Origin of the sequence: Mycobacterium sp. SMC-4 (genome assembly GCF_025263265.1) — a bacterium.
In the GTDB taxonomy this organism is placed as follows: Bacteria; Actinomycetota; Actinomycetes; order Mycobacteriales; family Mycobacteriaceae; genus Mycobacterium.
Genome location: NZ_CP079869.1, coordinates 2,434,146 through 2,455,960 on the forward strand (window position 1 = coordinate 2,434,146; position 21,815 = coordinate 2,455,960).

Sequence of the window (21,815 nt, forward strand, 5' to 3'; positions counted from 1 at the left end):
CCGCATGCCTGACAGGCCCGGCGGCGACCCCTCCTCGCCGGACCCGGGGCGCGGCCGACGGCTGGGCATCGACGTCGGCACCGTGCGCATCGGCGTGGCGGTCAGCGACCCCGATGCCATGCTGGCCACACCGGTGTCGACCGTTCCGCGCGAGCGGCGCTCCGACCGGCATCTGCGACGGCTGGCCGTGCTGGTCGACGAATACGACGCGGTCGAGGTGGTGGTCGGCCTGCCGCGTACCCTGGCCGACCGTGCCGGGCCGTCCGCCAAGGACGCGATCGACGTGGCCGATCAGTTGGCCGAACGGATCGCGCCGATACCGGTGCGGCTGGCCGACGAGCGGTTCACCACGCTGACCGCGCAGCGGTCACTGCGCGAGGCGGGGGTCCGGGCCCGGGGACAACGCGGCGTGATCGATCAGGCAGCGGCGGTAGGGATCCTGCAACACTGGCTGGACCAGCGGCGGACGGCGCTGTCCGCACACGGAGAGGTCGGGAATGGCTGACGATTGGCGAAGTGACCGAGCCGAGCCGTTGGCCGTGGGACCACCCCGTGCGCGCAGGTCTCGCCAGGAACGCATTCGGGAACAGCGATATCGGCGCCGACGCAAGGTGGCGGCCGTCGTCGCGGTCGGCATGCTCGTGGTGGTTGTCGTCGGTGCGGTGTTTCTCGGTTCCCAGATGTGGCACTCGTTGTTCGGCACCAGCGGCAGTGACTTCGCCGGTGAGGGCGTTTCCGACGTCGTGATCCAGGTGCATCAGGGCGACTCCACCACCGCGATCGGGAACACCCTGCAGGAGCACAACGTGGTGCGCACCACCAAGGGATTTGTCGACGCCGCCGAGGGCAACGACGCGATCTCGGCCATTCAGCCCGGCTTTTACAAGGTGCGGACCGAGATCCCGGCCGCCGATGCCGTCCAGCGCCTCGCGGACCCGGCCAACCGGGTCGGCAGGCTCGTCATCCCGGAGGGGCGCCAGCTCGACGACGTCGAAGACGTCAAGACGCGGGCGGTCACCGATGGGATTCTGTCGCTGATCTCGCAGGCATCGTGCGTCGAGCTCGACGGGGAACGCAGCTGCGTGTCGGCGGAAGCGTTGCGCGATGCCGCCAGCTCTGCCCAGCCGGATGCGCTCGGGGTGCCGAGGTGGGCGACCACCGCCATTGCCGCACTCGGTCCGGACCACCGCCGGCTGGAAGGGCTCATTGCCCCGGGTACCTGGAACATCGATCCGTCGGCCGATCCCCGCGAAATCCTGTCGACGTTGGTCGCCGGCAGCGCCACCCAGTACGAGAGCCACGGCATCCTCGAGGCGGCCGCGGTGGTCAACCTGTCGCCCTACGAGATTCTGACCGTCGCCTCGCTGGTTCAGCGTGAAGCCACCCAGGAGGACTTCTCGAAGGTCAGCCGAGTGATCTACAACCGGCTCGCCGAGCAGCGCACCTTGGAGTTCGACTCGACGGTCAACTATCCGTTGGAGCGCATCGAGGTGGCCACGACCGACGGCGACCGTGCCCAGATGACACCGTGGAACACCTATGTGCGCCCCGGGTTGCCACTCACCCCGATCTGTTCACCCAGCCTGCCGGCCCTGGACGCCGCCGAACATCCGGAGCCGGGGGATTGGTTGTTCTTCGTGACCATCGACATGCAGGGCACGACGCTGTTCACCCGGGAGTACGAACAGCATTTGGCCAATATCCAGCTGGCGATCGGTAACGGCGTCCTCGACTCCGCGCGATGACCCTGCGGCCGCGGCGGGCGGGGGTGCTGGGTTCGCCGATCGAGCATTCGCGCTCCCCGCAACTGCATCTGGCGGCGTACCGGGCGCTGGGTCTGACCGAATGGACCTATGACCGCATCGAGTGCACCGGCGACCAACTCCCGGGCGTGGTTTCGGGCTTCGGCCCTGAGTGGGTGGGGGTGTCGGTGACGATGCCGGGCAAGATCGCGGCACTGCGGTTCGCCGACGACGCCACCCCGCGGGCGCGGCTGATCGGTTCGGCAAACACGTTGGTGCGTTCGGCGGGCGGCTGGCGCGCCGACAACACCGATATCGACGGCGTCATCGGTGCGCTGGCCGGGCTCACTCCGCGCAGGGCTATGGTCATCGGTTCGGGAGGCACCGCGCCGGCGGCGGTAGTCGGACTGATCGACCTCGGCGCCGCCCACATCACGGTGGCGGCGCGAAGTGCGCAGAAAGCGGCCGTATTGGTCGACCTGGCTGTGCGTTGCGGGGTGCAGGCCGACTTCTGCGATATCGCTGTGGACCTCGCTGCTGCGGTCGCCGACGTCGATGTCGTGGTCAACACGGTGCCGGCCGACGCGGTCGCGCCGTACGCCTCGGCACTGGCTGCGGTACCGGTATTGCTCGACGCGATCTACGACCCGTGGCCCACCCCGCTGGCCGCCGCGGTGGGCGAGGCGGGTGGACGGGTCGTCAGTGGCCTGCAGATGCTGCTGAATCAGGCCTATACCCAGGTTGAGCAGTTCACCGGTCGACCGGCTCCCAAACAGGCCATGGCGGCCGCGCTGGAAGCCGGCTGAACCGGTGTCGTGCGAGTGGCTACGACGCGCTTAGCCTGAGAGGGTGGGGGTCCTGGTCGCCGCGGGGGGCGTCGGTGCATGGTTGATTGCGTTGAGCTGGATGGACATTCGCCATCGGCGGCTGCCGAATTGGCTGACGTTGCCCGGGGCGGCGGTCATCGTGACCGGGGCGGTGCTCGGCGGACATGGTGTCGCGGCATCGCTCGGTGCGCTCGGCTTGTGCGCCGTCTACGCGGCGATACACCTGGCCGCGCCACGAGCGATGGGGGCCGGTGACGTGAAATTGGCGATCGGCCTAGGCGCTCTGACGGGGGCGTTCGGATTCGGACCGTGGGTTTTCGCGGCGGTGGGCGCGTCGGTGCTGACCTCGGTGGTCGCACTGTGGCACCTGATGCGCGGTGGTGCTTCCGTCGTCCCGCACGGTCCGTCGATGTGCGCAGCGGCGGTCGTCGCGGTGGTCCTGGCCTGATTCTTTACTTACATACTATCGGTATGTATCTTTGGCGACATGGTGCATGCCGCTGATGTCGCGTTGCCACCCCCGGGGGACGTTGTGCCGGTGGCGCACCTGTGTGATCTCAGCGTCGCGCTGCGACCAGCCCAGATGATCGATACGGCCCTCGGTGCGCGCCTGACGTTCGTGGTAACCGGTGGACAGGTGAGCGGTCCGGCGCTGCGTGGGCACCTGCTACCCGGCGGTGGGGACTGGTTGCGCGTCGGCAGCGACGGCATCGGCCGCGTCGACGTCCGCGCCACGATCCACACGCACGACGACGTGCTGATCCACTTCGAGAGCCGCGGGGTCATCAAGGTCCCCGCGGACGGATTCGGTCGCCTCGCCTCCGGACATGCGCTGCCCTTCGCCCAGACCTACGTGCGCACCACCCCGATATTCGACACCGCCGACGAGCGCTATGCCTGGCTGTCTCAAGTGGTCGCGGTCGGATACAACGTGCTGCGGCCCGATCGCGTCGACTACCGCATCTACCGACTGCTGTGAACGGCCGTCGCCGTCAGGCCGATCGCACCGAGGCGACGACTCGTCAGCTGCTGACGGCGGCCCGGCACCTGTTTGCCACCGAAGGATTTGACGCGACGTCGCTGGCGGCTGTCGCCGCACGCGCCCAGGTGACCAAAGGTGCGGTGTACCACCATTTCGACAGCAAGGCTCGGGTGTTCGAGGCCGTGTTCGCCGCCGAGATCGGCCGGCTCTCCGAGTCGGTGCTCACCGCCTACCGCCGCGAGGACGACCCGTGGGAGGCGTTTGGTGCCGCGTGCCGAAGGTTCCTCGAGGAATGCGCAGACCCCGCGACGCAGCGCATCGTGCTGGTCGAGGCGCTCACCGCGATCGGCTGGGAAGCGACGCGACGATTGGAAGCTCCGCTGCTCGATCTGATGTGCTCGGGCATCTCGCTCGCCGCCACCGCGGGGCGCATCGATCCGCGGCCTGCCGAGCCGTTCGCGCACTTCCTGTTCGGGGCGCTGTGCGAGACCGCACTGACGGTGGCCAGGGCCGACGATCGCCGCGCCGCGCAGCGACGCGCCCTCGCCGAGGTCGACCGGGTGCTCGGCGCTGTGGCGGTCCGGTAAGGACGGTGAGGCCGGCGTGCGAAAATGGGACACGTGTTGCGATGGACGACAGCCGGCGAATCCCATGGCCGTGCGTTGGTGGCCGTGGTCGAGGGGATGGTGGCAGGTGTCCACGTCGCCTCTGCCGACATCGCCACCCAGTTGGCGCGGCGCCGCCTCGGCTACGGCCGAGGAGCGCGGATGAAGTTCGAACAGGACCAGGTCACCATGCTGGCGGGCATGCGTCACGGAGTGACCCTCGGCGGTCCGATCGCGATCGAGATCGGCAACACCGAGTGGCCCAAATGGGAGACCGTGATGGCTCCCGACCCGATCGATCCGGCCGCGCTGGCCGAGAGCGCCGCGCGCAACGCACCGCTGACCCGGCCCCGTCCTGGTCACGCCGACTATGCCGGCATGCTCAAGTACGGGTTCGACGACGCGCGTCCGGTGCTGGAACGTGCCAGCGCTCGGGAGACCGCCGCTCGGGTGGCCGCGGGCACGTTCGCGCGGGCCTTCCTGCAGCAGGCGCTCGGTGTCGAGGTGGTTTCCCACGTGATCTCCATCGGCGCGTCGACGCCGTACGCCGGTCCGATACCACAGCCTGGTGATCTGGCGGCCATCGATGCCAGCCCGGTGCGCGCGTTCGACGCCGAGGCTGAGAGCTCGATGATCACCGAGATCGAAGCAGCCAAGCGTGACGGCGATACCCTCGGCGGCGTGGTCGAGGTGGTCGCGCATGGACTGCCCGTCGGGCTGGGCTCGTTCACCAGCGGCGACAACCGCTTGGACAGCCAGCTGGCGGCCGCGGTCATGGGAATTCAGGCAATCAAAGGTGTGGAGATCGGTGACGGCTTCGAGACCGCCCGGCGGCGGGGCAGCGTTGCGCACGACGAGATGTACCCGGGTGCTGACGGTGTGACGCGCTCGACCAACCGGGCCGGCGGCCTCGAAGGCGGTATGACCAACGGTCTGCCGGTCCGGGTGCGCGCCGCGATGAAACCGATCTCCACGGTCCCGCGGGCGCTGGCCACCGTCGACATGACCACCGGGGACGAAGCGGTGGCGATCCATCAGCGATCCGACGTGTGCGCGGTACCCGCTGCGGGGGTCGTGGTGGAGACCATGGTCGCGCTGGTGCTCGCGCGCGCTGCCCTGCAGAAGTTCGGTGGTGACTCGCTGATTGAGACACGAACCAACATCGACGGATACCTGCGTGCCGTCGCGGCGCGTGAGCCGCACAGCGATGCGGCGAGGGCTTCGGGCTGATGGCCCCGAAGGCGGTGTTGATCGGGTTGCCCGGTTCGGGTAAGTCCACGATCGGTCGCCGACTGGCCAAGGTCCTGGAGGTGCCCATGCTCGACACCGACGCCGAGATCGAGAAGCGCACGGGACGCGTCATCGCCGATATCTTCGCCACCGACGGGGAAGCCGAGTTCCGCCGTATCGAAGAAGAGGTCATCCGCGACGCGTTGGCCAACCACGACGGCGTGCTGTCGCTCGGCGGGGGAGCAGTGACCACCGAGGGTGTCCGGCAGGCGCTGGCCGGACACACCGTGGTCTACCTCGAGATCAACGCGGCCGAGGGGGTACGTCGGACAGGTGGCTCGACCGCGCGGCCACTGCTGTCCGGCCCCGACCGCGGCGAGAAATTCAAAAAGCTGATGTCGCAGCGTGTTCCGCTGTATCGCAAGGTTGCGACCATGCGGGTCAACACCAACCATCGCAATCCCGGAGCCGTCGTCCGCTACATCACCACCCGGTTGGAGAATCCGCACGGTTCCAAGCCGGAACGCCGCCGCAGGCGCCCGTCATGGCGGCGCGCGCCGTTGTCGCTGACTGCCGCTCCGTCTACCGAGGCGCCGCCGAGTCCGGCCACGATGGCCGCGAAGAAAGCCGGCAATCCTACCTGCGTACGAAAGGACTCTCCGTGACCGAGCCGGTGACAGTCGAGGTGGCTACCGATCCGCCTTACCCGGTGATCATCGGAACCGGATTACTGGCGGAACTGGGCCGGTTGCTCGGCGGTAGGCACAAGGTCGCCATCCTGCACCAGCCCGTGCTGGCCGAGACCGCCGAGGTGATCCGCAGCCATCTGGCAGATCAGGGCACCGACGCCCACCGCATCGAGATCCCCGACGCCGAGGCAGGCAAGGAGTTGCCCGTCGTCGGGTTCATCTGGGAGGTGTTGGGCCGCATCGGCATCGGCCGCAAGGACGCTGTCGTGAGTCTGGGCGGGGGAGCGGCCACCGACGTCGCCGGTTTCGCCGCAGCGACGTGGCTGCGTGGCGTGGACATCGTGCACGTCCCGACGACGCTGCTCGGCATGGTGGACGCCGCCGTGGGCGGAAAGACCGGCATCAACACTGATGCGGGTAAGAACCTTGTCGGTGCGTTCCACCAGCCGGCAGCCGTACTGATCGACCTCGCCACGCTGGAAACGTTGCCGCGCAACGAGATCATCGCCGGTATGGCCGAGATCGTGAAGGCAGGATTCATCGCTGATCCGGTGATCCTCGACATGATCGAGGCCGATCCGCAGGCTGCCCTGGATCCGACCGGCGACGTGCTGCCCGAGCTGATTCGGCGCGCGGTCACCGTCAAGGCCGAGGTAGTCGCCGCCGACGAGAAGGAATCACAGCTCCGCGAAATCCTGAACTACGGGCACACGCTGGCTCACGCGATCGAACGCCGGGAGCGCTATCAGTGGCGCCATGGCGCGGCCGTGTCGGTGGGTCTGGTCTTCGCTGCGGAGTTGGGTCGGCTGGCCGGCCGCCTCGATGACGAGACCGCTGGGCGCCATCGCTCGGTGCTGAGCGCTCTGGGTCTGCCGGTGACCTATGACGCTGATGCATTGCCGCAGCTGTTGGAGTCGATGCTCGGAGACAAGAAAACCCGAGCCGGGATCCTTCGATTCGTGGTACTCGACGGGCTGGCAAAGCCGGGTCGGCTGGAGGGGCCGGACCCGTCGTTGCTCGCTGCCGCCTATGCCGAAATCGCGCGCGACTGACTAACGGTTCTCGACCGGCTGGGTCTGGTCGTCGCGCACCGCGGCGAACACGTCGGTGTCGGCACGGTCGTCGTCCTCACGGCGCCGGGGCTCGTCGGGACGTTTGCGGTCGACCAGCCAGTGACCCAACGCCACGCCGATGATGGCGCTGACGAAGACCAGCAGCGCGGTGAAGGCCGCGAACGTGGTGATCTCGTTGAGCAAGCCCTCAACGTAGAGATTCTGGTAGAACAGCCCGATCACCCAGGCCACGAATCCGCTCGCCACCCCGGCGAACAACCCGGCCAGCAGCCAGGTCATCGCGAGATCGTCACGGCGTTCGGGGTCGGCGTTCCTGCGGGCATCGCTGCTGCCGTCGACGTAGCCCCAGGCCAGGGCCACGAGCGCGAACAACGCCACCAGAATCGCGCTGATCAGTCCCGCTCTGGTTTCCCACGCGTTGATCATCGCTCCCTGGAGTAACCGGACGATCACCATCAGGGCGGCGAACACCAGTCCGCGCAGCAACCACTTGCTCATGGGGCCTCACCTTAGCGAGTAGCGTCGGACACCGTGACCATATCTGCGCGCCGCGACCGTTTGCGTCGTCTTCTGGCCGAGGCACAGCTCGATGCGGTGCTGGTATCGGATCTGGTCAACGTGCGCTATCTGTCCGGATTCACCGGCTCCAACGCCGCACTGCTGGTGCTGACCGGTCAGGAGACGCCGGTGCTGGCCACTGACGGTCGCTACCGCAGTCAGGCGGCCACCCAGGCGCCTGATGCCGAAGTGGTTATCGAGCGGGCGTGTGGGCCGCACCTGGCTGCCCGCGCGGCCACTGACGGTGTGCGCAGGCTGGGGTTCGAGAGCCATGTGGTGACCGTCGACGCCTTCGCCAAGCTCGCCGACGCCGCTGGTCAGGGTTGCGAACTGGTGCGGGCGCCTGGGCTGGTCGAACAATTGCGCGAAGTCAAGGACGCCGGCGAGATCGCACTGCTGCGGTTGGCGTGCGAGGCTGCCGACGCGGCACTGACCGACCTGATCGACCAGGGCGGTCTGGGTGCCGGGCGAACCGAGAAGCAGGTGCGCAACCGACTGGAGGCGCTGATGCTCGAGCACGGCGCCGACGGGGCGTCGTTCGAGACCATCGTCGCGGCCGGAGCCAACTCGGCGATACCGCATCACCGGCCCACAGATGCGGTGCTGGCGACGGGAGACTTCGTCAAAATCGATTTCGGTGCGCTGGTGGCCGGATATCACTCGGACATGACGCGCACATTCGTGCTGGCGCCGATCGCCGACTGGCAGCGAGACATCTACACGCTGGTAGCCGAAGCGCAGCGGGCCGGCCGGGAGGCGCTCGCACCGGGTGTGGCGCTCAGTGAGGTCGACGCGGCGTCTCGCCAGGTGATCGCTGATGCGGGGTTTGCCGAGAACTTCGGCCACGGGCTCGGGCACGGCGTAGGCCTGCAGATCCACGAAGCGCCCGGAATCAACGCGTCGGCCGCCGGTACACTGCTTGCTGGTTCCGCGGTGACCGTGGAGCCCGGTGTCTACCTGCCCGACCGCGGCGGTGTCCGCATCGAGGACACGCTCGTGGTCGACAAGCATCCCGAACTACTCACCAGGTTCTCCAAAGAACTGGTGATCCTCTAGAAGCTAGGAGTACAACCCGCTGTGGCATCGACCGCCGACTTCAAGAACGGCCTCGTCCTCCAGATCGATGGCCAACTGTGGCAGATCGTCGAGTTCCAACACGTCAAACCAGGCAAAGGTCCGGCCTTCGTGCGAACGAAACTGAAGAACGTCGTATCGGGCAAGGTCGTCGACAAGACCTATAACGCCGGCGTGAAGGTGGAGACCGCGACGGTGGATCGCCGCGATGCCACTTATCTGTACCGCGACGGTTCGGACTTTGTGTTCATGGACTCCGAGGACTTCGAGCAGCACCCGTTGCCAGAGGCCCTGGTCGGACGCCTTGCCGGGTTCCTGCTGGAGAGCATGCCGGTGCAGATCGCCTTCCACGACGGGACCCCGCTGTATCTGGAGCTGCCGGTGACCGTGGAGCTCGAGGTCACCCATACCGAGCCCGGGTTACAGGGTGACCGCTCCAGTGCGGGTACCAAGCCGGCGACGCTGGAGACCGGCGCCGAGATCCAGGTGCCGCTGTTCATCAACACCGGTGACAAGCTCAAGGTGGACTCGCGTGACGGCAGCTACCTGGGAAGGGTCAATGCCTAGCCAGGGCGAGCGCAGCGGAGCGACGGGGTGACTGACCGACGTGCTCATCGTGGCCGGCATCAGGCCCGCAAACGCGCGGTTGACCTGCTGTTTGAGGCCGAGGCACGTGGGATGACTCCCGCGGCCGTCGCCGAGTCACGAAACGCGCTGGCGGACAAAGGGGATGCCTCAGCGCTCAACCCGTACACGGTGACGGTGGCGCGGGGTGTCAGCGAGCACGCAGCCCACGTCGACGACCTGATCTCTGCGCATCTGCAGGGCTGGACGCTGGACCGGCTGCCCGCGGTGGACCGCGCGATCCTACGGGTTGCGGTGTGGGAGCTTCTGCATGCCGAGGATGTACCTGAACCGGTCGCTGTGGATGAGGCTGTGGAGTTGGCCAAGGAACTGTCCACCGACGACTCGCCGGGCTTCGTCAATGGTGTGCTGGGTCAGGTGATGCTGGTGACCCCACAGATTCGGGCCGCGGCCGCAGCTGTGCAGGGTGGTAGCGAGGGCGACTGAACCCGGGCGCACCGTCACGCGGCGTCGAAGGTGATGAGGTCGATGGTGATTCCGTCTTCGATGATGCTGCGCCGTCGTGGTGGCGGCCCGGGTAGCGGTGGGGCGGTTGACCGGTAGACCGCGCCGGTCGGGGTGCGGAATTGCGCGGTGTGGTGCCCGTTGGTCTCGGTGGTGCTGACTTGCCAGCCGGCGGCTTCTTTGGTGTAGTTGCAGGCCTCGCATTCGCCGAGGCCGTTGAGCGCTGTGGTGGGCCCGCCGGCGTGGTGGGGTGTGGCGTGGTCGTGGTGGCGGATCGGGGCGTTGCAGTAGGGGGTTCGGCAGGTGCGGTCGCGACGGTCCAGCAGCGCGGCGAGCCCTTTCGGAAAGATCCTGGCTTTCGATTCCATCGCTACCAGTTGCCCGCTGTCGGGATGGCGGTAGAGCCGGCGTAGCGTGGCCCGGGTCTCGGCATCCAGGACGACGTCACCGACGAGGGCGCGGCAGAACCCGGCGGGGACGGGTCCGTACCCGTGCAGCCAGCCCAGTTCGTCGTCGTCACCGGCCAGCGTGGTGTCGGCCATCACCAGGTTCAGCGCCACCGCAACCGGGGCGGAGGCGGCACGTCCGGTCACCCGCTCGTAGACCGTCTCGGCCATCACCTGGCCGCGCGGCCGTTCGTCGAAGGTGGTGTCGGCGGCCTGTGTGCATGCGGCGTAGAGGCCGACACCCTGGGTCAACGGGAGCCGCACCGTGACGTAGACCATGTTGTTGGCCGCGGGCCGGCAACTGACCGCACAACCTGCGGCAGCCTTGTCGATGCGCTCGACCACCGCAGCGGCGTCGAGACGGGCTGCGATGGCCTTGGCCTCGGCTTCGATGCGGTTGTTACCCCATCCGGTCAGCCGCGCAGGATCGCCACACAGCTGCCGGTCGAGTTCGTGGCGGTGTTCTGCACTCAAGCACGCCGATTCACGCACGATCAGCGTCGCCCGCCACTCCGAGAGCACCCCGGCCGCCATGGCCGCCAGCGTGCACGGCATCTCGTGCACCAGCGCTCGGGCGAAGCCCAGATGTCGGTTGCCCTGCACCGGGGCGTCCTGGCGCGCCAACGCGACCTCGCTGGCCAGCCCCTTACCGCGCCTGGTTTTGGCGATCCCGGCAGCCTCTTCAGCAGCAGCGCGTTTGGCCGCCCACAACGCCGTGGCCCGCGCCTGGACCGCAGCGGCCTGGGCCTTCAACCTCTCGCAGCGTTCGACGACTGCCCGCAGCTCCGCCTCACCAGCCGCGTCAGACAGGTCGAACAAACTTTCGAACACGTCCCCGAATGTACCTGGACGGTCCGACAGAAATCAGATCTCCAACGCCTGGTAGGTGCTGCGGACGAATTTGGGTTGTGCGGTCTGCAGCTTGGCCAACGTCGTGTTGCCGGCGATGGCGGCGGCCGCGTCTGCCGTCAGGTTCGGCAGGTTCTGGATCAGGTAGATCAGGATCACGTCGGCTGACGGGTCGGCCTGCCACCAGGTTCCATAGGCTCCCGGCCACGAGAAGGTGCCCGCGCCTCCCGGCCCGAACAGGGTGCGGGATTTTGCCGGGTCGGTGACGACCGACAGGTTCAGCCCGAAGCCGCGGCCGATCCAGAACGGCGCGCCGAGGAAGTCGTGCCGCTTCTGTTCGTCGGTCAACCTGTCCCGGCGCATCGAGGTCACCGATTCCTCGGACAGCACCCGTACCCCGTCGACGGTGCCGCCTGCGAGCAGCATGCGGGCGAATCGCAGATAATCATCTGCCGTCGACCACAACCCCGCCCCACCGGTGCAGAACGGCGGATCGGAGATCGGCGCCGGTCCCATCACATCGTCGCGCAAGCCGTTCTCCGGATCGAGCGAGTACATCGTCGCGGCGCGGCTGCGGGCGGCTGAGCGGACGTGGAAGCCGGTGTCGGTCATGGTCAGCGGTTCGAAGATGCGCTCGGCCAGAACCTGACTCAACGGCTTGCCCTCGATGCGCGACAGCAAGATTCCGAGCACATCGGTGGCGTGGCTATAGGTCAGGCGCTCACCCGGTTGATGAACCAGGGGCAGCGCCGCGAGCTCGCTCAGCCAGCGGTCCTGGTCCTGCCGGGTGGGCAGTTTGCGGTAGGCATCGGAGATCGGACCGAGCACCGAGAACGTGTAGGCCAGCCCGCTACGGTGGGTCATCAAGTCCTCGACCGTGAGGTGCCGTTGGGCGGGCACGGTGCGGTCCAGCGGTCCGCGGGGTTCGGCCAACACCCGCAAGTCGGTCAGCTCCGGCAACCAGGTGGCGACCCGGTCGCCCAATGTGAGCTTTCCCTCTTCGATCAGCGCCATCGCCGCGGCCACCGTGACGGGTTTGGTCATCGAGGCGATGCGGAAGATCGTGTCGCGCTGCATCGGTAGTCCCGCGTTGACGTCGCGATGGCCAAGCTCGTTGACCTGCAGGACTTCTCCGGCGTGCCAGACCAGCGTGACCGCCCCGGCCAGCAGCCCGGCGTCGATCGCTTCGGAGACGGAGGCCTTGTTGCGGTCGAGGTTCACCCGGGTGAGGCTACCCGTCAGATACGCCGTTGCCGTCCGGCGGTGCTAAGCTCCCGGACAGTTTCCGACATCCTTTAACGATCCGTCCCGTGAGGCGGAGAAGGAGGTCCGGCTCCCTCGTGGGCGCACCCGACCAGCCCGGGCATGACCGGGAGCTGATGTCCGCAGCGGACGTCAGCCGCACCATCGCTCGCATCGCCCATCAGATCATCGAGAAGACCGCGCTGGACGCTCCCGAAGCGCCGCGGGTCGTCCTGCTCGGCATCCCGACCCGAGGTGTGACCCTGGCTGCCCGGCTCGCGCGCAACATCGCCGAGTTCAGCGGCGTGGACGTCGCCCAGGGGGCTCTCGACATCACGCTCTACCGCGACGACCTGATGAGCAAGCCGCCCCGCGCGCTGGCCGAGACCTCCATCCCCGAGGGTGGAATCGACGGCGCGCTGGTGATCCTGGTCGACGACGTCCTGTATTCGGGACGATCGGTGCGCTCGGCGCTCGACGCGCTGCGCGACCTCGGCCGGCCCAGAGTGGTGCAACTGGCCGTGCTCGTCGACCGCGGCCATCGCGAACTCCCGATACGAGCCGACTATGTCGGCAAGAACGTCCCGACCTCACGTGCCGAGAACGTCAAGGTCCGCCTCACCGAGAACGACGGGGTCGACGTCATCGCCATCGCACCGTACGGAGGGCCGGCGAGATGAAACATTTGTTGACAGCTGCCGATCTGAGCCGCGAGGACGCGATCGCGATACTCGACAACGCCGACCATTTCCGCGAAGCCCTGCTGGGGCGCGAGGTCAAGAAACTGCCGACCCTGCGCGGGCGCACCATCATCACGATGTTCTACGAGAACTCCACCCGCACCCGGGTGTCCTTCGAGGTGGCCGGGAAGTGGATGAGCGCTGACGTGATCAACGTCAGCGCCTCGGGATCCTCGGTGGCCAAAGGGGAGTCGTTGCGTGACACCGCGTTGACGTTGCGTGCCGCAGGGGCCGACGCGCTGATCGTGCGCCACCCGGCCTCGGGAGCCGCCCAGCAGCTGGCCGAATGGACAGCCGACGAGCACGGCGGGCCCTCGGTCATCAACGCCGGCGACGGCACGCACGAGCACCCGACCCAGGCGCTGCTCGACGCGCTGACCATCCGTCAGCGGCTGGGCAGCATCGACGGCAGGCGGGTGGTGATCGTCGGAGACGTCCTGCACAGCAGGGTGGCACGTTCCAACGTGGCCCTGCTGCACACGCTGGGCGCCGAGGTGGTTCTGGTCGCACCGCCGACGCTGCTGCCGGTCGGTGTCACCGACTGGCCGGTGACCGTGTCGCACGACCTCGACGCCGAGTTGCCGCTCGCGGACGCAGTATTGATGCTGCGGGTTCAGGCCGAGCGGATGAACGGGGGCTTCTTTCCGTCCGCGCGCGAGTACTCGGTGTGTTACGGGCTCTCCGAGAAGCGGCAGGCCCAGCTCGCCGACCACACCGTGGTGCTGCACCCGGGCCCGATGCTGCGCGGTATGGAGATCGCCTATGCGGTAGCGGACTCTGCGCAATCTGCGGTGCTGCAACAGGTTTCCAACGGGGTGCATATCCGGATGGCGGTGCTGTTCCAGCTGCTCGTCGGATCCGAGCAAGGAGCGATCAGCGCATGACCGTCCTCATCACCAACGTTCGCTGCTACGGCGAGGGGGACCCGGTCGACGTGTTGGTCCGCGACGGGCAGATCGCCGAGATCGGGACCGGGCTGGCGGTGCCGACCGACGCTGACGTCCTCGGTGGTGCCGGTCAGGTGCTGTTGCCGGGGTTTGTCGACCTGCATACCCACCTGCGCGAGCCGGGCCGAGAATACGCCGAGGACATCGAAACCGGTTCGGCGGCAGCAGCTCTCGGTGGCTACACCGCAGTGTTCGCGATGGCCAACACGGATCCGGTGGCCGACAGCGTGGTCGTCACCGACCACGTGTGGCGGCGCGGTCAACAGGTCGGCCTCGTCGACGTGCACCCGGTGGGCGCGGTGACCGTCGGCCTGAAAGGCCAGCAACTCACCGAGATGGCCATGATGGCCGCGGGTGAAGCCGGCGTGCGGATGTTCTCCGACGATGGTCTGTGTGTCGACGACCCGCTGGTCATGCGGCGCGCGCTGGAGTACGCCTCTGGGCTGGGGGTACTGATCGCTCAGCACGCCGAGGAGCCCCGGCTGACCGTGGGCGCGGTCGCCCACGAGGGGCCCAATGCCGCGCGCCTCGGTCTGGCCGGGTGGCCCCGCGCCGCCGAGGAATCCATCGTGGCCCGCGACGCGCTGCTGGCCCGCGACGCCGGTGCCCGCGTACATATCTGCCACGCCTCCACGGCTGGGTCGGTCGAGCTGATCAGATGGGCCAAGGAACAAGGCATCTCGATCACCGCCGAGGTCACCCCCCACCATCTGCTGCTCGACGACAGCCGGCTGCAGACCTACGACGGACGCAACCGGGTGAACCCGCCGCTGCGTGAAGCCAGCGATGCTCTGGCGCTGCGCCAGGCACTGGCCGACGGCGTCGTCGACTGTGTGGCCACCGACCACGCCCCGCACGGCGCGCACGAGAAGTGCTGCGAATTCGCCAATGCCCGCCCCGGCATGCTGGGGTTGCAGACCGCGTTGTCGGTGGTTGTCGAGACCATGGTCAACCCCGGGCTGCTGGACTGGCGTGACGTCGCGCGGGTGATGAGCGAGAACCCGGCCCGCATCGTCGGTCTGCCTGACCAGGGCCGGCCCCTCGATGTCGGTGAGCCGGCCAACCTCACGCTGGTCGACCCGACGGCGCGCTGGACCGTGCAGGGCCCGGCGCTGGCCAGTCGGTCGGACAACACTCCTTATCAGGACATGGAGTTGCCGGCGGTGGTCACGGCCACGATGCTGCGCGGCCGGGTCACCGCACGGGACGGGAAGATCGCGTGAACACCCCGACCCTGGTCGCGACGCTGATCATGGCTGCCATCGTGGCGCTGATCATCGCCGTGGTGATCTCGGTGATGATCCGGGGCTGGCGCCGCCGGGCCGAGCGACAAGCGCAGATCGTCGGAACCCTGCCGCAACTACCCGACACGGTGGGGCCGGCGCTGGTCGCGCCCACCAAAGGGCTCTACCTGGGCAGCACGCTGGTTCCGCACTGGAACGACCGGATCGTGGTGGGTGATCTCGGGTTCCGGGCCAAGGCCGTGCTGACCCGTTACCCGGAGGGAATCATGTTGCAGCGCACCGGCGCGGGTCCGATCTGGATCCCCGACGACGTCATCGTCGCGATCCGCGCCGAGAAGAACCTGGTGGGCAAGGCGCTCACCCATGAAGGCATCTTGGCCATCCGCTGGCAGTTGCCGTCGGGAACCGAGATCGACACCGGGTTTCGGGCCGACGACCGTGCGGATTACGCCAAGTGGTTGCCAGAGGAGGTCGCATGACGATGGACAAGGCCGTACTGGTCCTCGAAGACGCTCGAGTCTTTACCGGCATCCCGTTCGGAGCGGTCGGCGAGACCTTGGGAGAGGCGGTGTTCTCCACCGGCATGTCCGGCTACCAGGAGACCCTGACCGATCCGAGCTACCACCGCCAAATCGTGGTGGCCACGGCACCTCAGATCGGTAACACCGGCTGGAATGACGAGGACAGCGAGAGCCGCGGCGACAAGATCTGGGTGGCCGGATACGCGGTGCGAGAGCCGTCGCCACGGGCATCGAACTGGCGTGCCACCGGCAGCCTCGACGATGAATTGGAACGTCAGGGCGTCGTCGGCATCGCCGGTATCGACACCCGAGCGGTGGTGCGCCACCTGCGCAGCCGAGGGTCGATGAAGGCTGGTGTGTTCAGCGGCGCGGCTGCCGAAGCACCGGTCGGGGAACTGGTCGAAAGGGTTCGCGGGCAGGAGTCCATGCTGGGCGCAGACCTGGTCGGAGAAGTCACCACCGATGCCCAGTATGTGGTGGAACCCGAAGGCCCGCAACGATTCACCGTGGTTGCGTTGGACCTGGGCATCAAGACCAACACCCCGCGTAACTTCGCTGCCCGCGGAATCCGCACCGTCGTGTTGCCGTCGACGGCGAGCTTCGACGAGATCCGCGGTCAGCGCCCCGACGGGGTGTTCCTGTCCAACGGGCCCGGCGACCCGGCCACTGCTGACGACGTGGTGGCGGTCACCCGCGACGTGCTTGAGGCGCGCATTCCGCTGTTCGGCATCTGCTTCGGCAACCAGATCCTCGGCCGAGCGCTGGGCCGGTCGACCTACAAGATGGTGTTCGGCCACCGAGGCATCAACATCCCGGTGATCGACCATGCCACCGGCCGGGTGGCCATCACGTCGCAGAACCACGGATTCGCACTCGAGGGTGCCGCCGGAGAGCAGTTCGACACACCGTTCGGGCTGGCCGAGATCAGCCACACCTGCGCCAATGACGGAACTGTGGAGGGTGTTCGGCTGGTCGACGGCCGGGCGTTCTCGGTGCAGTATCACCCGGAGGCGGCCGCCGGCCCCCGCGATGCGGGCTATCTGTTCGACCAGTTCATCGACCTCATGGCCGAGGTCAAGGTAGAGAAGGGCAACTAGATGCCGCGCCGCGCAGACCTCAACCACATCCTGGTCATCGGATCCGGTCCGATCCTGATCGGGCAGGCCGCCGAGTTCGACTACTCCGGAACCCAGGCGTGCCGTGTGCTGCGGGCCGAGGGCCTACAGGTCACGCTGATCAACTCCAACCCGGCGACGATCATGACCGACCCGGAGTTCGCCGACCACACCTACGTCGAACCCATCACCGCCGACTTCGTCGAGAAGGTGATCGCCCAGCAGGCTGAGCGCGGCAACAGAATCGATGCGCTGCTGGCCACCCTCGGAGGACAGACCGCCCTGAACACCGCGGTCAAGCTGTCGGAAAACGGTATCCTCGACAAATACGGAGTCGAGCTGATCGGCGCCGATTTCGAGGCCATCCAGCGCGGCGAGGACCGGCAGAAGTTCAAGGACATCGTCACCAAGGTCGGCGGTGAATCCGCCCGCAGCCGAGTGTGTTTCACCATGGACGAAGTGCGGGAGACGGTGGCTGACTTGGGCCTGCCGGTGGTGGTGCGTCCCAGCTTCACCATGGGCGGCTTGGGCTCGGGCATGGCGTACTCGGCCGAAGACGTCGAACGGATGGCCGGTGAAGGTCTGACCGCGTCGCCGTCGGCCAATGTGCTGATCGAGGAATCGATCTTCGGCTGGAAGGAATTCGAGCTGGAGTTGATGCGCGACGGCCACGACAACGTCGTGGTGGTGTGTTCGATCGAGAACTTCGACCCGATGGGTGTGCACACCGGCGACTCGGTCACTGTGGCGCCGGCGATGACGCTGACCGACCGCGAATACCAGACCATGCGCACACTCGGGATCGAGATCCTGCGCGAGGTTGGGGTGGACACCGGCGGCTGCAACATCCAGTTCGCGGTCAACCCGGCCGACGGCCGGCTCATCGTGATCGAGATGAACCCCCGGGTTTCGCGCTCGAGCGCGCTGGCATCGAAAGCCACCGGCTTCCCGATCGCCAAGATCGCGGCCAAACTTGCCATCGGGTACACCCTCGACGAGATCGTCAACGACATCACCAAGGAGACGCCGGCCTGTTTCGAGCCGACGCTGGACTACGTGGTGGTCAAGGCGCCGCGGTTCGCGTTCGAGAAGTTCCCCGGTGCCGACGGGACGCTGACCACCACGATGAAATCGGTGGGCGAGGCGATGTCGTTGGGCCGCAACTTCGTCGAGGCTCTGGGCAAGGTGATGCGGTCGCTGGAGACCAGCCGCGCCGGGTTCTGGACGGCTCCCGACGATCCCGAAGCCGATGTCGCCGAGGTGCTCGAGCGATTGGGCACCCCGACCGACGGTCGGCTCTATGACATCGAGTACGCGCTGCGGCTCGGTGCGACGGTGGACGAGGTGGCCCGGGCCTCCGGAGTCGACCCCTGGTTCGTCGAGCAGATTGCCGGGCTGGTCGAGTTACGTGCCGAGCTGATCGACGCGCCGGTGCTCGAAGCAGACCTGCTGCGCCGCAGCAAGAACTGTGGCCTGTCGGACCGGCAGATCGCAGCACTGCGACCGGAGTTGGCCGGTGAGGTCGGGGTGCGCGCGTTGCGGCAACGGTTGGGCATCCATCCGGTGTTCAAGACCGTCGACACCTGCGCGGCCGAATTCGAGGCCAGGACGCCCTACCACTACAGCAGCTACGAGCTCGATCCAGCCGCCGAGAGCGAGGTGGCGCCCCAGGCGCAACGACCCAAGGTGCTCATCCTCGGTTCCGGACCCAACCGGATCGGGCAGGGCATCGAGTTCGATTACAGCTGCGTGCACGCGGCGACCACGTTGTCCGAGGCCGGGTTCGAGACCGTCATGGTCAACTGCAATCCGGAGACGGTGTCGACCGATTACGACACCGCGGACCGGTTGTACTTCGAGCCGTTGACTTTCGAAGACGTCCTCGAGGTGTACTTCGCCGAACAGGCCTCCGGCGCCGGCGGTCCCGGCGTTGTGGGCGTCATCGTCCAACTCGGTGGGCAGACGCCACTCGGGTTGGCCGAACGTCTGGCCAAGGCGGGGGTGCCGATCGTCGGCACCGCTCCCGAGGCGATCGACCTGGCCGAGGATCGCGGGCACTTCGGCGAGGTGCTCACGGCCGCGGGTCTGCCGGCTCCCCGGTACGGCATGGCCACCAGCTTCGAGCAGGCGCGCCGCATCGCCGCGGACATCGGTTATCCCGTGCTGGTACGACCGTCCTACGTGCTGGGCGGTCGGGGCATGGAGATCGTCTACGACGACGAGACCCTGAACGGTTACATCACCCGCGCCACCGAGCTGTCACCGGAGCATCCGGTGCTGGTCGACCGGTTCCTCGAAGATGCCATCGAGATCGACGTCGATGCACTCTGTGACGGCACCGAGGTCTACATCGGCGGTGTGATGGAACACATCGAGGAGGCGGGCATTCACTCCGGTGACTCGGCGTGTGCGCTGCCGCCGGTCACGCTGGGGCGCAGTGACATCGAGGCCGTCCGGCGGGCGACCGAGGCCATCGCGTTCGGCATCGGCGTGGTGGGGTTGCTCAACGTGCAGTACGCGCTCAAAGACGACGTGCTCTACGTGCTGGAGGCCAATCCCAGGGCCAGCCGTACCGTCCCCTTCGTTTCCAAGGCCACCGCGGTCCCGCTGGCCAAGGCATGTGCCCGGATCATGCTGGGTGCCAGCATCGCGCAGCTTCGTGACGAAGGGGTGCTGGTGCCGACCGGTGACGGTGCGACCACGGCGCGCAATGCGCCGGTCGCGGTCAAGGAGGCGGTGCTGCCGTTCCACCGGTTCCGCAAGTCCGACGGTTCACAGATCGACTCGCTGCTGGGCCCGGAGATGAAGTCCACCGGCGAGGTCATGGGCATCGCGCACGATTTCGGCAGTGCGTTCGCCAAGAGCCAGACCGCCGCCTACGGTTCACTGCCCACCGGGGGCACGGTGTTCGTTTCGGTGGCCAATCGCGACAAGCGCTCCCTGGTGTTCCCGGTCAAGCGTCTGGCCGACCTCGGTTTTCAGGTGCTGGCGACCGAGGGTACGGCAGAGATGCTGCGGCGCAATGGTATTCCGTGTGAAGAGGTGCGTAAACACTTCGAAGATCCAGACGAGTCCCGTCCGTCGCGGTCAGCCGTCGACGCGATCAGAGCCGGTGAGGTGGACATGGTGATCAACACCCCCTATGGCAACTCGGGTCCGCGTGTCGACGGCTATGAGATCCGGTCGGCGGCGGTGTCGATGAACATTCCGTGTGTGACGACGGTTCAGGGCGCCTCGGCCGCGGTGCAGGGCATCGAAGCGGGTAAACGCGGCGACATCGGCGTGATGTCGTTGCAGGATCTGCACAGCGCTCTGGGCTCCTGAACGATGCGTGGCTTCGGGGCGCGCCTGGCGGTGGCGGTAGGCCAGCGCGGCCCGCTGTGCCTGGGCATCGATCCGCACCCCGAGCTGCTTCGGGCGTGGGGGTGCGGCGCCGACGTCGATGGGCTGGCGCGCTTCAGCGACATCTGCGTGGCGGCTTTCGCCGGGTTTGCCGTGGTCAAACCGCAGGTGGCGTTTTTCGAGTCGTACGGCTCGGCGGGATATGCGGTTCTGGAGCAGACCATCGCGAACCTGCGCGAGGCCGGCGTGCTGGTGCTGGCCGACGCCAAACGCGGTGACATCGGGTCCACGATGGCCGCCTACGCCGCCGCGTGGGCCGGGGACTCACCGTTGGCCGCCGATGCGGTGACGGCATCGCCATACCTGGGGTTCGAATCGCTACGCCCGCTGCTTTCGACCGCTCAGCAATACGGGCGTGGTGTCTTCGTGCTGGCGGCGACCTCGAACCCGGAGGGTGCGGCGGTGCAGCAGGCGCGTTCCGACGGGCGTACGGTCGCACAGGCCATCGTCGACGCGGCTGCCGCCGAGAATCCCGCCGGGAGCCTGGGGTCGGTCGGCGTCGTCGTCGGTGCCACCCTGGCCGAACCGCCCGACGTGAGTGCTCTGAACGGGCCGGTGCTGGTGCCCGGGGTCGGAGCCCAGGGTGGGCGTCCTGAGGCGCTGGGAGGCCTGGGTGGTGCGCACTCCGGCCAACTACTGCCCGCGGTGTCCCGGGAGGTGTTGCGCAGCGGCCCTGATGTCGCCGCGCTGCGCGCCGCCGCGGAGCAGATGCGCGAAGCCGTGCGCTACCTGCACCGGCCCGCTGAGCCGACGGCGTGAGCCCGCGACACGCCCGACACGCGATGACCAGCGAAATTTTCCCAGAAAGAGCCGGTCGGGGGCTCGGCGCGACGGTGCGCTGACTGCCGGCGAAGAGCTGACCGGCCGAACCGCCCGTCGATACCGGCCATATGCAGGTCGTTTGGCTCGCCGGGTGATTCCCGCAACGCTGGGATGGCACCGCGTGCCATCGCAGCTGTCGGCCGAGACCCGCCCTACACGCTGGGCTTTTGACGCAGAATCACGGGGGTGGGGTTAGCTTTCGTCAGCCTGCGTGGGTACGGTCGTCCACGCTGGCTGGTTCTGAAGAACCGCACGACCAGCCGAGAAAAATCAGATGATGGTGAGAGACGGAGGAACCCCGTGGCCCTTCCCCAGTTGACCGACGAGCAGCGCGCGGCAGCGTTGGAGAAGGCTGCTGCCGCACGTCGAGCGCGAGCCGAGTTGAAGGACCGGCTCAAGCGCGGCGGCACCAACCTCAAGCAGGTGCTCAAAGACGCCGAGACCGACGAGGTCTTGGGCAAGATGAAGGTTTCCGCGCTCCTTGAGGCACTGCCCAAGGTGGGCAAGGTCAAAGCGCAGGAGATCATGACCGAACTCGAGATCGCCCCGACCCGCCGTCTGCGCGGCCTGGGCGACCGTCAGCGCAAGGCTCTGCTGGAAAAGTTCGACCAGTAGCGA

At 67.6% G+C, this 21,815-nt stretch carries 21 protein-coding genes and 2 pseudogenes; 20 read left to right on the forward strand and 3 right to left on the reverse strand.

The genetic code is table 11. The features are described from left to right. Positions 1 to 4 precede the first annotated feature (4 nt). The 9 genes and pseudogenes from ruvX (at position 5) to aroB (ending at position 7,127) form a co-directional block, all read left to right on the forward strand. Positions 5 to 505, forward strand: a complete 501-nt coding sequence (gene ruvX / locus KXD98_RS11830; protein WP_260764519.1) for a Holliday junction resolvase RuvX — start codon at positions 5 to 7, stop codon at positions 503 to 505. Beyond that, positions 498 to 1,745 (forward strand): endolytic transglycosylase MltG, encoded by a 1,248-nt coding sequence (gene mltG / locus KXD98_RS11835; protein WP_260764520.1) that lies wholly within the window; start codon positions 498 to 500, stop codon positions 1,743 to 1,745. The genes ruvX and mltG overlap by 8 nt, the downstream gene beginning before the upstream one ends. Then, complete coding sequence (locus KXD98_RS11840) at positions 1,742 to 2,548, forward strand: shikimate dehydrogenase (protein ID WP_260764521.1); 807 nt, start codon at positions 1,742 to 1,744, stop codon at positions 2,546 to 2,548. The genes mltG and KXD98_RS11840 overlap by 4 nt, the downstream gene beginning before the upstream one ends. Before the next feature lie 100 nt (positions 2,549 to 2,648). Then, positions 2,649 to 3,017 (forward strand): A24 family peptidase, encoded by a 369-nt coding sequence (locus tag KXD98_RS11845; RefSeq protein WP_260765150.1) that lies wholly within the window; start codon positions 2,649 to 2,651, stop codon positions 3,015 to 3,017. Positions 3,018 to 3,056: 39 nt separating this feature from the next. Then, positions 3,057 to 3,548 (forward strand): DUF3237 domain-containing protein, encoded by a 492-nt coding sequence (locus KXD98_RS11850; RefSeq protein ID WP_260764522.1) that lies wholly within the window; start codon positions 3,057 to 3,059, stop codon positions 3,546 to 3,548. Continuing rightward, positions 3,545 to 4,138 carry a TetR/AcrR family transcriptional regulator gene (locus tag KXD98_RS11855; protein WP_260764523.1) on the forward strand — a complete coding sequence of 198 codons (594 nt, stop codon included), beginning with the start codon at positions 3,545 to 3,547 and terminating at the stop codon, positions 4,136 to 4,138. Before KXD98_RS11850 ends, KXD98_RS11855 begins: the two co-directional genes overlap by 4 nt. Positions 4,139 to 4,171: 33 nt before the next feature. Further along, entirely contained in the window at positions 4,172 to 5,386 is a 1,215-nt protein-coding gene (gene aroC, locus KXD98_RS11860) for a chorismate synthase (protein WP_260764524.1), read from the forward strand. Continuing rightward, positions 5,386 to 5,904, forward strand: a pseudogene (locus KXD98_RS11865) (shikimate kinase); the annotation flags it as partial. The gene aroC and the pseudogene KXD98_RS11865, both read left to right, overlap by 1 nt. A gap of 143 nt (positions 5,905 to 6,047) precedes the next feature. Then, a complete protein-coding gene (aroB, locus tag KXD98_RS11870; RefSeq protein WP_260764525.1) occupies positions 6,048 to 7,127 on the forward strand; it encodes a 3-dehydroquinate synthase in 1,080 nt (359 codons plus the stop codon). Here aroB and KXD98_RS11875 read toward each other — a convergent pair whose 3' ends face one another. Beyond that, a complete protein-coding gene (locus tag KXD98_RS11875; protein WP_260764526.1) occupies positions 7,128 to 7,646 on the reverse strand; it encodes a B-4DMT family transporter in 519 nt (172 codons plus the stop codon). Positions 7,647 to 7,679: 33 nt separating this feature from the next. On the opposite strand from KXD98_RS11875, the gene KXD98_RS11880 reads away from it, so the two are divergent. The 3 genes from KXD98_RS11880 to nusB are packed head-to-tail and all read left to right on the forward strand — an operon-like array spanning position 7,680 to position 9,851. Next, positions 7,680 to 8,762 (forward strand): Xaa-Pro peptidase family protein, encoded by a 1,083-nt coding sequence (locus KXD98_RS11880; protein WP_260764527.1) that lies wholly within the window; start codon positions 7,680 to 7,682, stop codon positions 8,760 to 8,762. Between the two features lie 21 nt (positions 8,763 to 8,783). Further along, positions 8,784 to 9,347 (forward strand): elongation factor P, encoded by a 564-nt coding sequence (gene efp / locus KXD98_RS11885; protein ID WP_260764528.1) that lies wholly within the window; start codon positions 8,784 to 8,786, stop codon positions 9,345 to 9,347. A gap of 27 nt (positions 9,348 to 9,374) precedes the next feature. Beyond that, positions 9,375 to 9,851, forward strand: a complete 477-nt coding sequence (nusB, locus tag KXD98_RS11890; protein WP_260764529.1) for a transcription antitermination factor NusB — start codon at positions 9,375 to 9,377, stop codon at positions 9,849 to 9,851. A 14-nt stretch (positions 9,852 to 9,865) separates the two neighbouring features. Here the strand turns inward: nusB and KXD98_RS11895 are convergent, their stop codons facing one another. Further along, positions 9,866 to 11,146, reverse strand: a complete 1,281-nt coding sequence (locus KXD98_RS11895) for an HNH endonuclease (protein ID WP_260764530.1) — start codon at positions 11,144 to 11,146, stop codon at positions 9,866 to 9,868. 33 nt (positions 11,147 to 11,179) lie between these two features. Further along, on the reverse strand, positions 11,180 to 12,385 hold the full coding sequence (locus KXD98_RS11900) for a serine hydrolase (protein ID WP_260764531.1): 1,206 nt from the start codon (positions 12,383 to 12,385) through the stop codon (positions 11,180 to 11,182). Positions 12,386 to 12,543: 158 nt separating this feature from the next. Here KXD98_RS11900 and pyrR point away from each other — a divergent pair, with 158 nt between their 5' ends. The 8 genes and pseudogenes from pyrR to mihF all read left to right on the forward strand — a co-directional run bounded on the left by pyrR (position 12,544) and on the right by mihF (position 21,812). Continuing rightward, the gene (gene pyrR / locus KXD98_RS11905; RefSeq protein ID WP_260765151.1) at positions 12,544 to 13,086 is read left to right on the forward strand and encodes a bifunctional pyr operon transcriptional regulator/uracil phosphoribosyltransferase PyrR; all 543 of its coding nucleotides are present in this window, start codon (positions 12,544 to 12,546) and stop codon (positions 13,084 to 13,086) included. Then, a complete protein-coding gene (locus KXD98_RS11910) occupies positions 13,083 to 14,030 on the forward strand; it encodes an aspartate carbamoyltransferase catalytic subunit (protein WP_260764532.1) in 948 nt (315 codons plus the stop codon). The genes pyrR and KXD98_RS11910 overlap by 4 nt, the downstream gene beginning before the upstream one ends. Beyond that, complete coding sequence (locus KXD98_RS11915; protein ID WP_260764533.1) at positions 14,027 to 15,316, forward strand: dihydroorotase; 1,290 nt, start codon at positions 14,027 to 14,029, stop codon at positions 15,314 to 15,316. Before KXD98_RS11910 ends, KXD98_RS11915 begins: the two co-directional genes overlap by 4 nt. Beyond that, positions 15,313 to 15,816 (forward strand): transporter, encoded by a 504-nt coding sequence (locus tag KXD98_RS11920; RefSeq protein ID WP_260764534.1) that lies wholly within the window; start codon positions 15,313 to 15,315, stop codon positions 15,814 to 15,816. Before KXD98_RS11915 ends, KXD98_RS11920 begins: the two co-directional genes overlap by 4 nt. Before the next feature lie 2 nt (positions 15,817 to 15,818). Further along, positions 15,819 to 16,942, forward strand: a pseudogene (gene carA / locus KXD98_RS11925) (glutamine-hydrolyzing carbamoyl-phosphate synthase small subunit); the annotation flags it as partial. Between the two features lie 13 nt (positions 16,943 to 16,955). After that, positions 16,956 to 20,297, forward strand: coding sequence for a carbamoyl-phosphate synthase large subunit (gene carB / locus KXD98_RS11930; protein ID WP_260764535.1), 3,342 nt, complete (start codon positions 16,956 to 16,958; stop codon positions 20,295 to 20,297). Between the two features lie 3 nt (positions 20,298 to 20,300). Next, positions 20,301 to 21,134: an orotidine-5'-phosphate decarboxylase gene (pyrF, locus tag KXD98_RS11935; protein WP_260764536.1), complete on the forward strand. Its 834-nt coding sequence runs from the start codon at positions 20,301 to 20,303 to the stop codon at positions 21,132 to 21,134. A 363-nt stretch (positions 21,135 to 21,497) separates the two neighbouring features. Continuing rightward, on the forward strand, positions 21,498 to 21,812 hold the full coding sequence (gene mihF, locus KXD98_RS11940; protein WP_014815655.1) for an integration host factor, actinobacterial type: 315 nt from the start codon (positions 21,498 to 21,500) through the stop codon (positions 21,810 to 21,812). Positions 21,813 to 21,815 lie beyond the last annotated feature (3 nt).

Bases quoted from the DNA above. Each gene is read 5' to 3' on its own strand.
- pyrF (WP_260764536.1), top strand. From the start codon at position 20,301: ATGCGTGGCTTCGGGGCGCGCCTGGCGGTGGCGGTAGGCCAGCGCGGC.
- carB (WP_260764535.1), top strand. From the start codon at position 16,956: ATGCCGCGCCGCGCAGACCTCAACCACATCCTGGTCATCGGATCCGGT.
- KXD98_RS11915 (WP_260764533.1), top strand. From the start codon at position 14,027: ATGACCGTCCTCATCACCAACGTTCGCTGCTACGGCGAGGGGGACCCG.
- pyrR (WP_260765151.1), top strand. From the start codon at position 12,544: ATGTCCGCAGCGGACGTCAGCCGCACCATCGCTCGCATCGCCCATCAG.
- KXD98_RS11845 (WP_260765150.1), top strand. From the start codon at position 2,649: ATGGACATTCGCCATCGGCGGCTGCCGAATTGGCTGACGTTGCCCGGG.
- KXD98_RS11875 (WP_260764526.1), bottom strand. From the start codon at position 7,646: ATGAGCAAGTGGTTGCTGCGCGGACTGGTGTTCGCCGCCCTGATGGTG.
- KXD98_RS11910 (WP_260764532.1), top strand. From the start codon at position 13,083: ATGAAACATTTGTTGACAGCTGCCGATCTGAGCCGCGAGGACGCGATC.
- KXD98_RS11850 (WP_260764522.1), top strand. From the start codon at position 3,057: ATGGTGCATGCCGCTGATGTCGCGTTGCCACCCCCGGGGGACGTTGTG.
- mltG (WP_260764520.1), top strand. From the start codon at position 498: ATGGCTGACGATTGGCGAAGTGACCGAGCCGAGCCGTTGGCCGTGGGA.
- KXD98_RS11840 (WP_260764521.1), top strand. From the start codon at position 1,742: ATGACCCTGCGGCCGCGGCGGGCGGGGGTGCTGGGTTCGCCGATCGAG.
- ruvX (WP_260764519.1), top strand. From the start codon at position 5: ATGCCTGACAGGCCCGGCGGCGACCCCTCCTCGCCGGACCCGGGGCGC.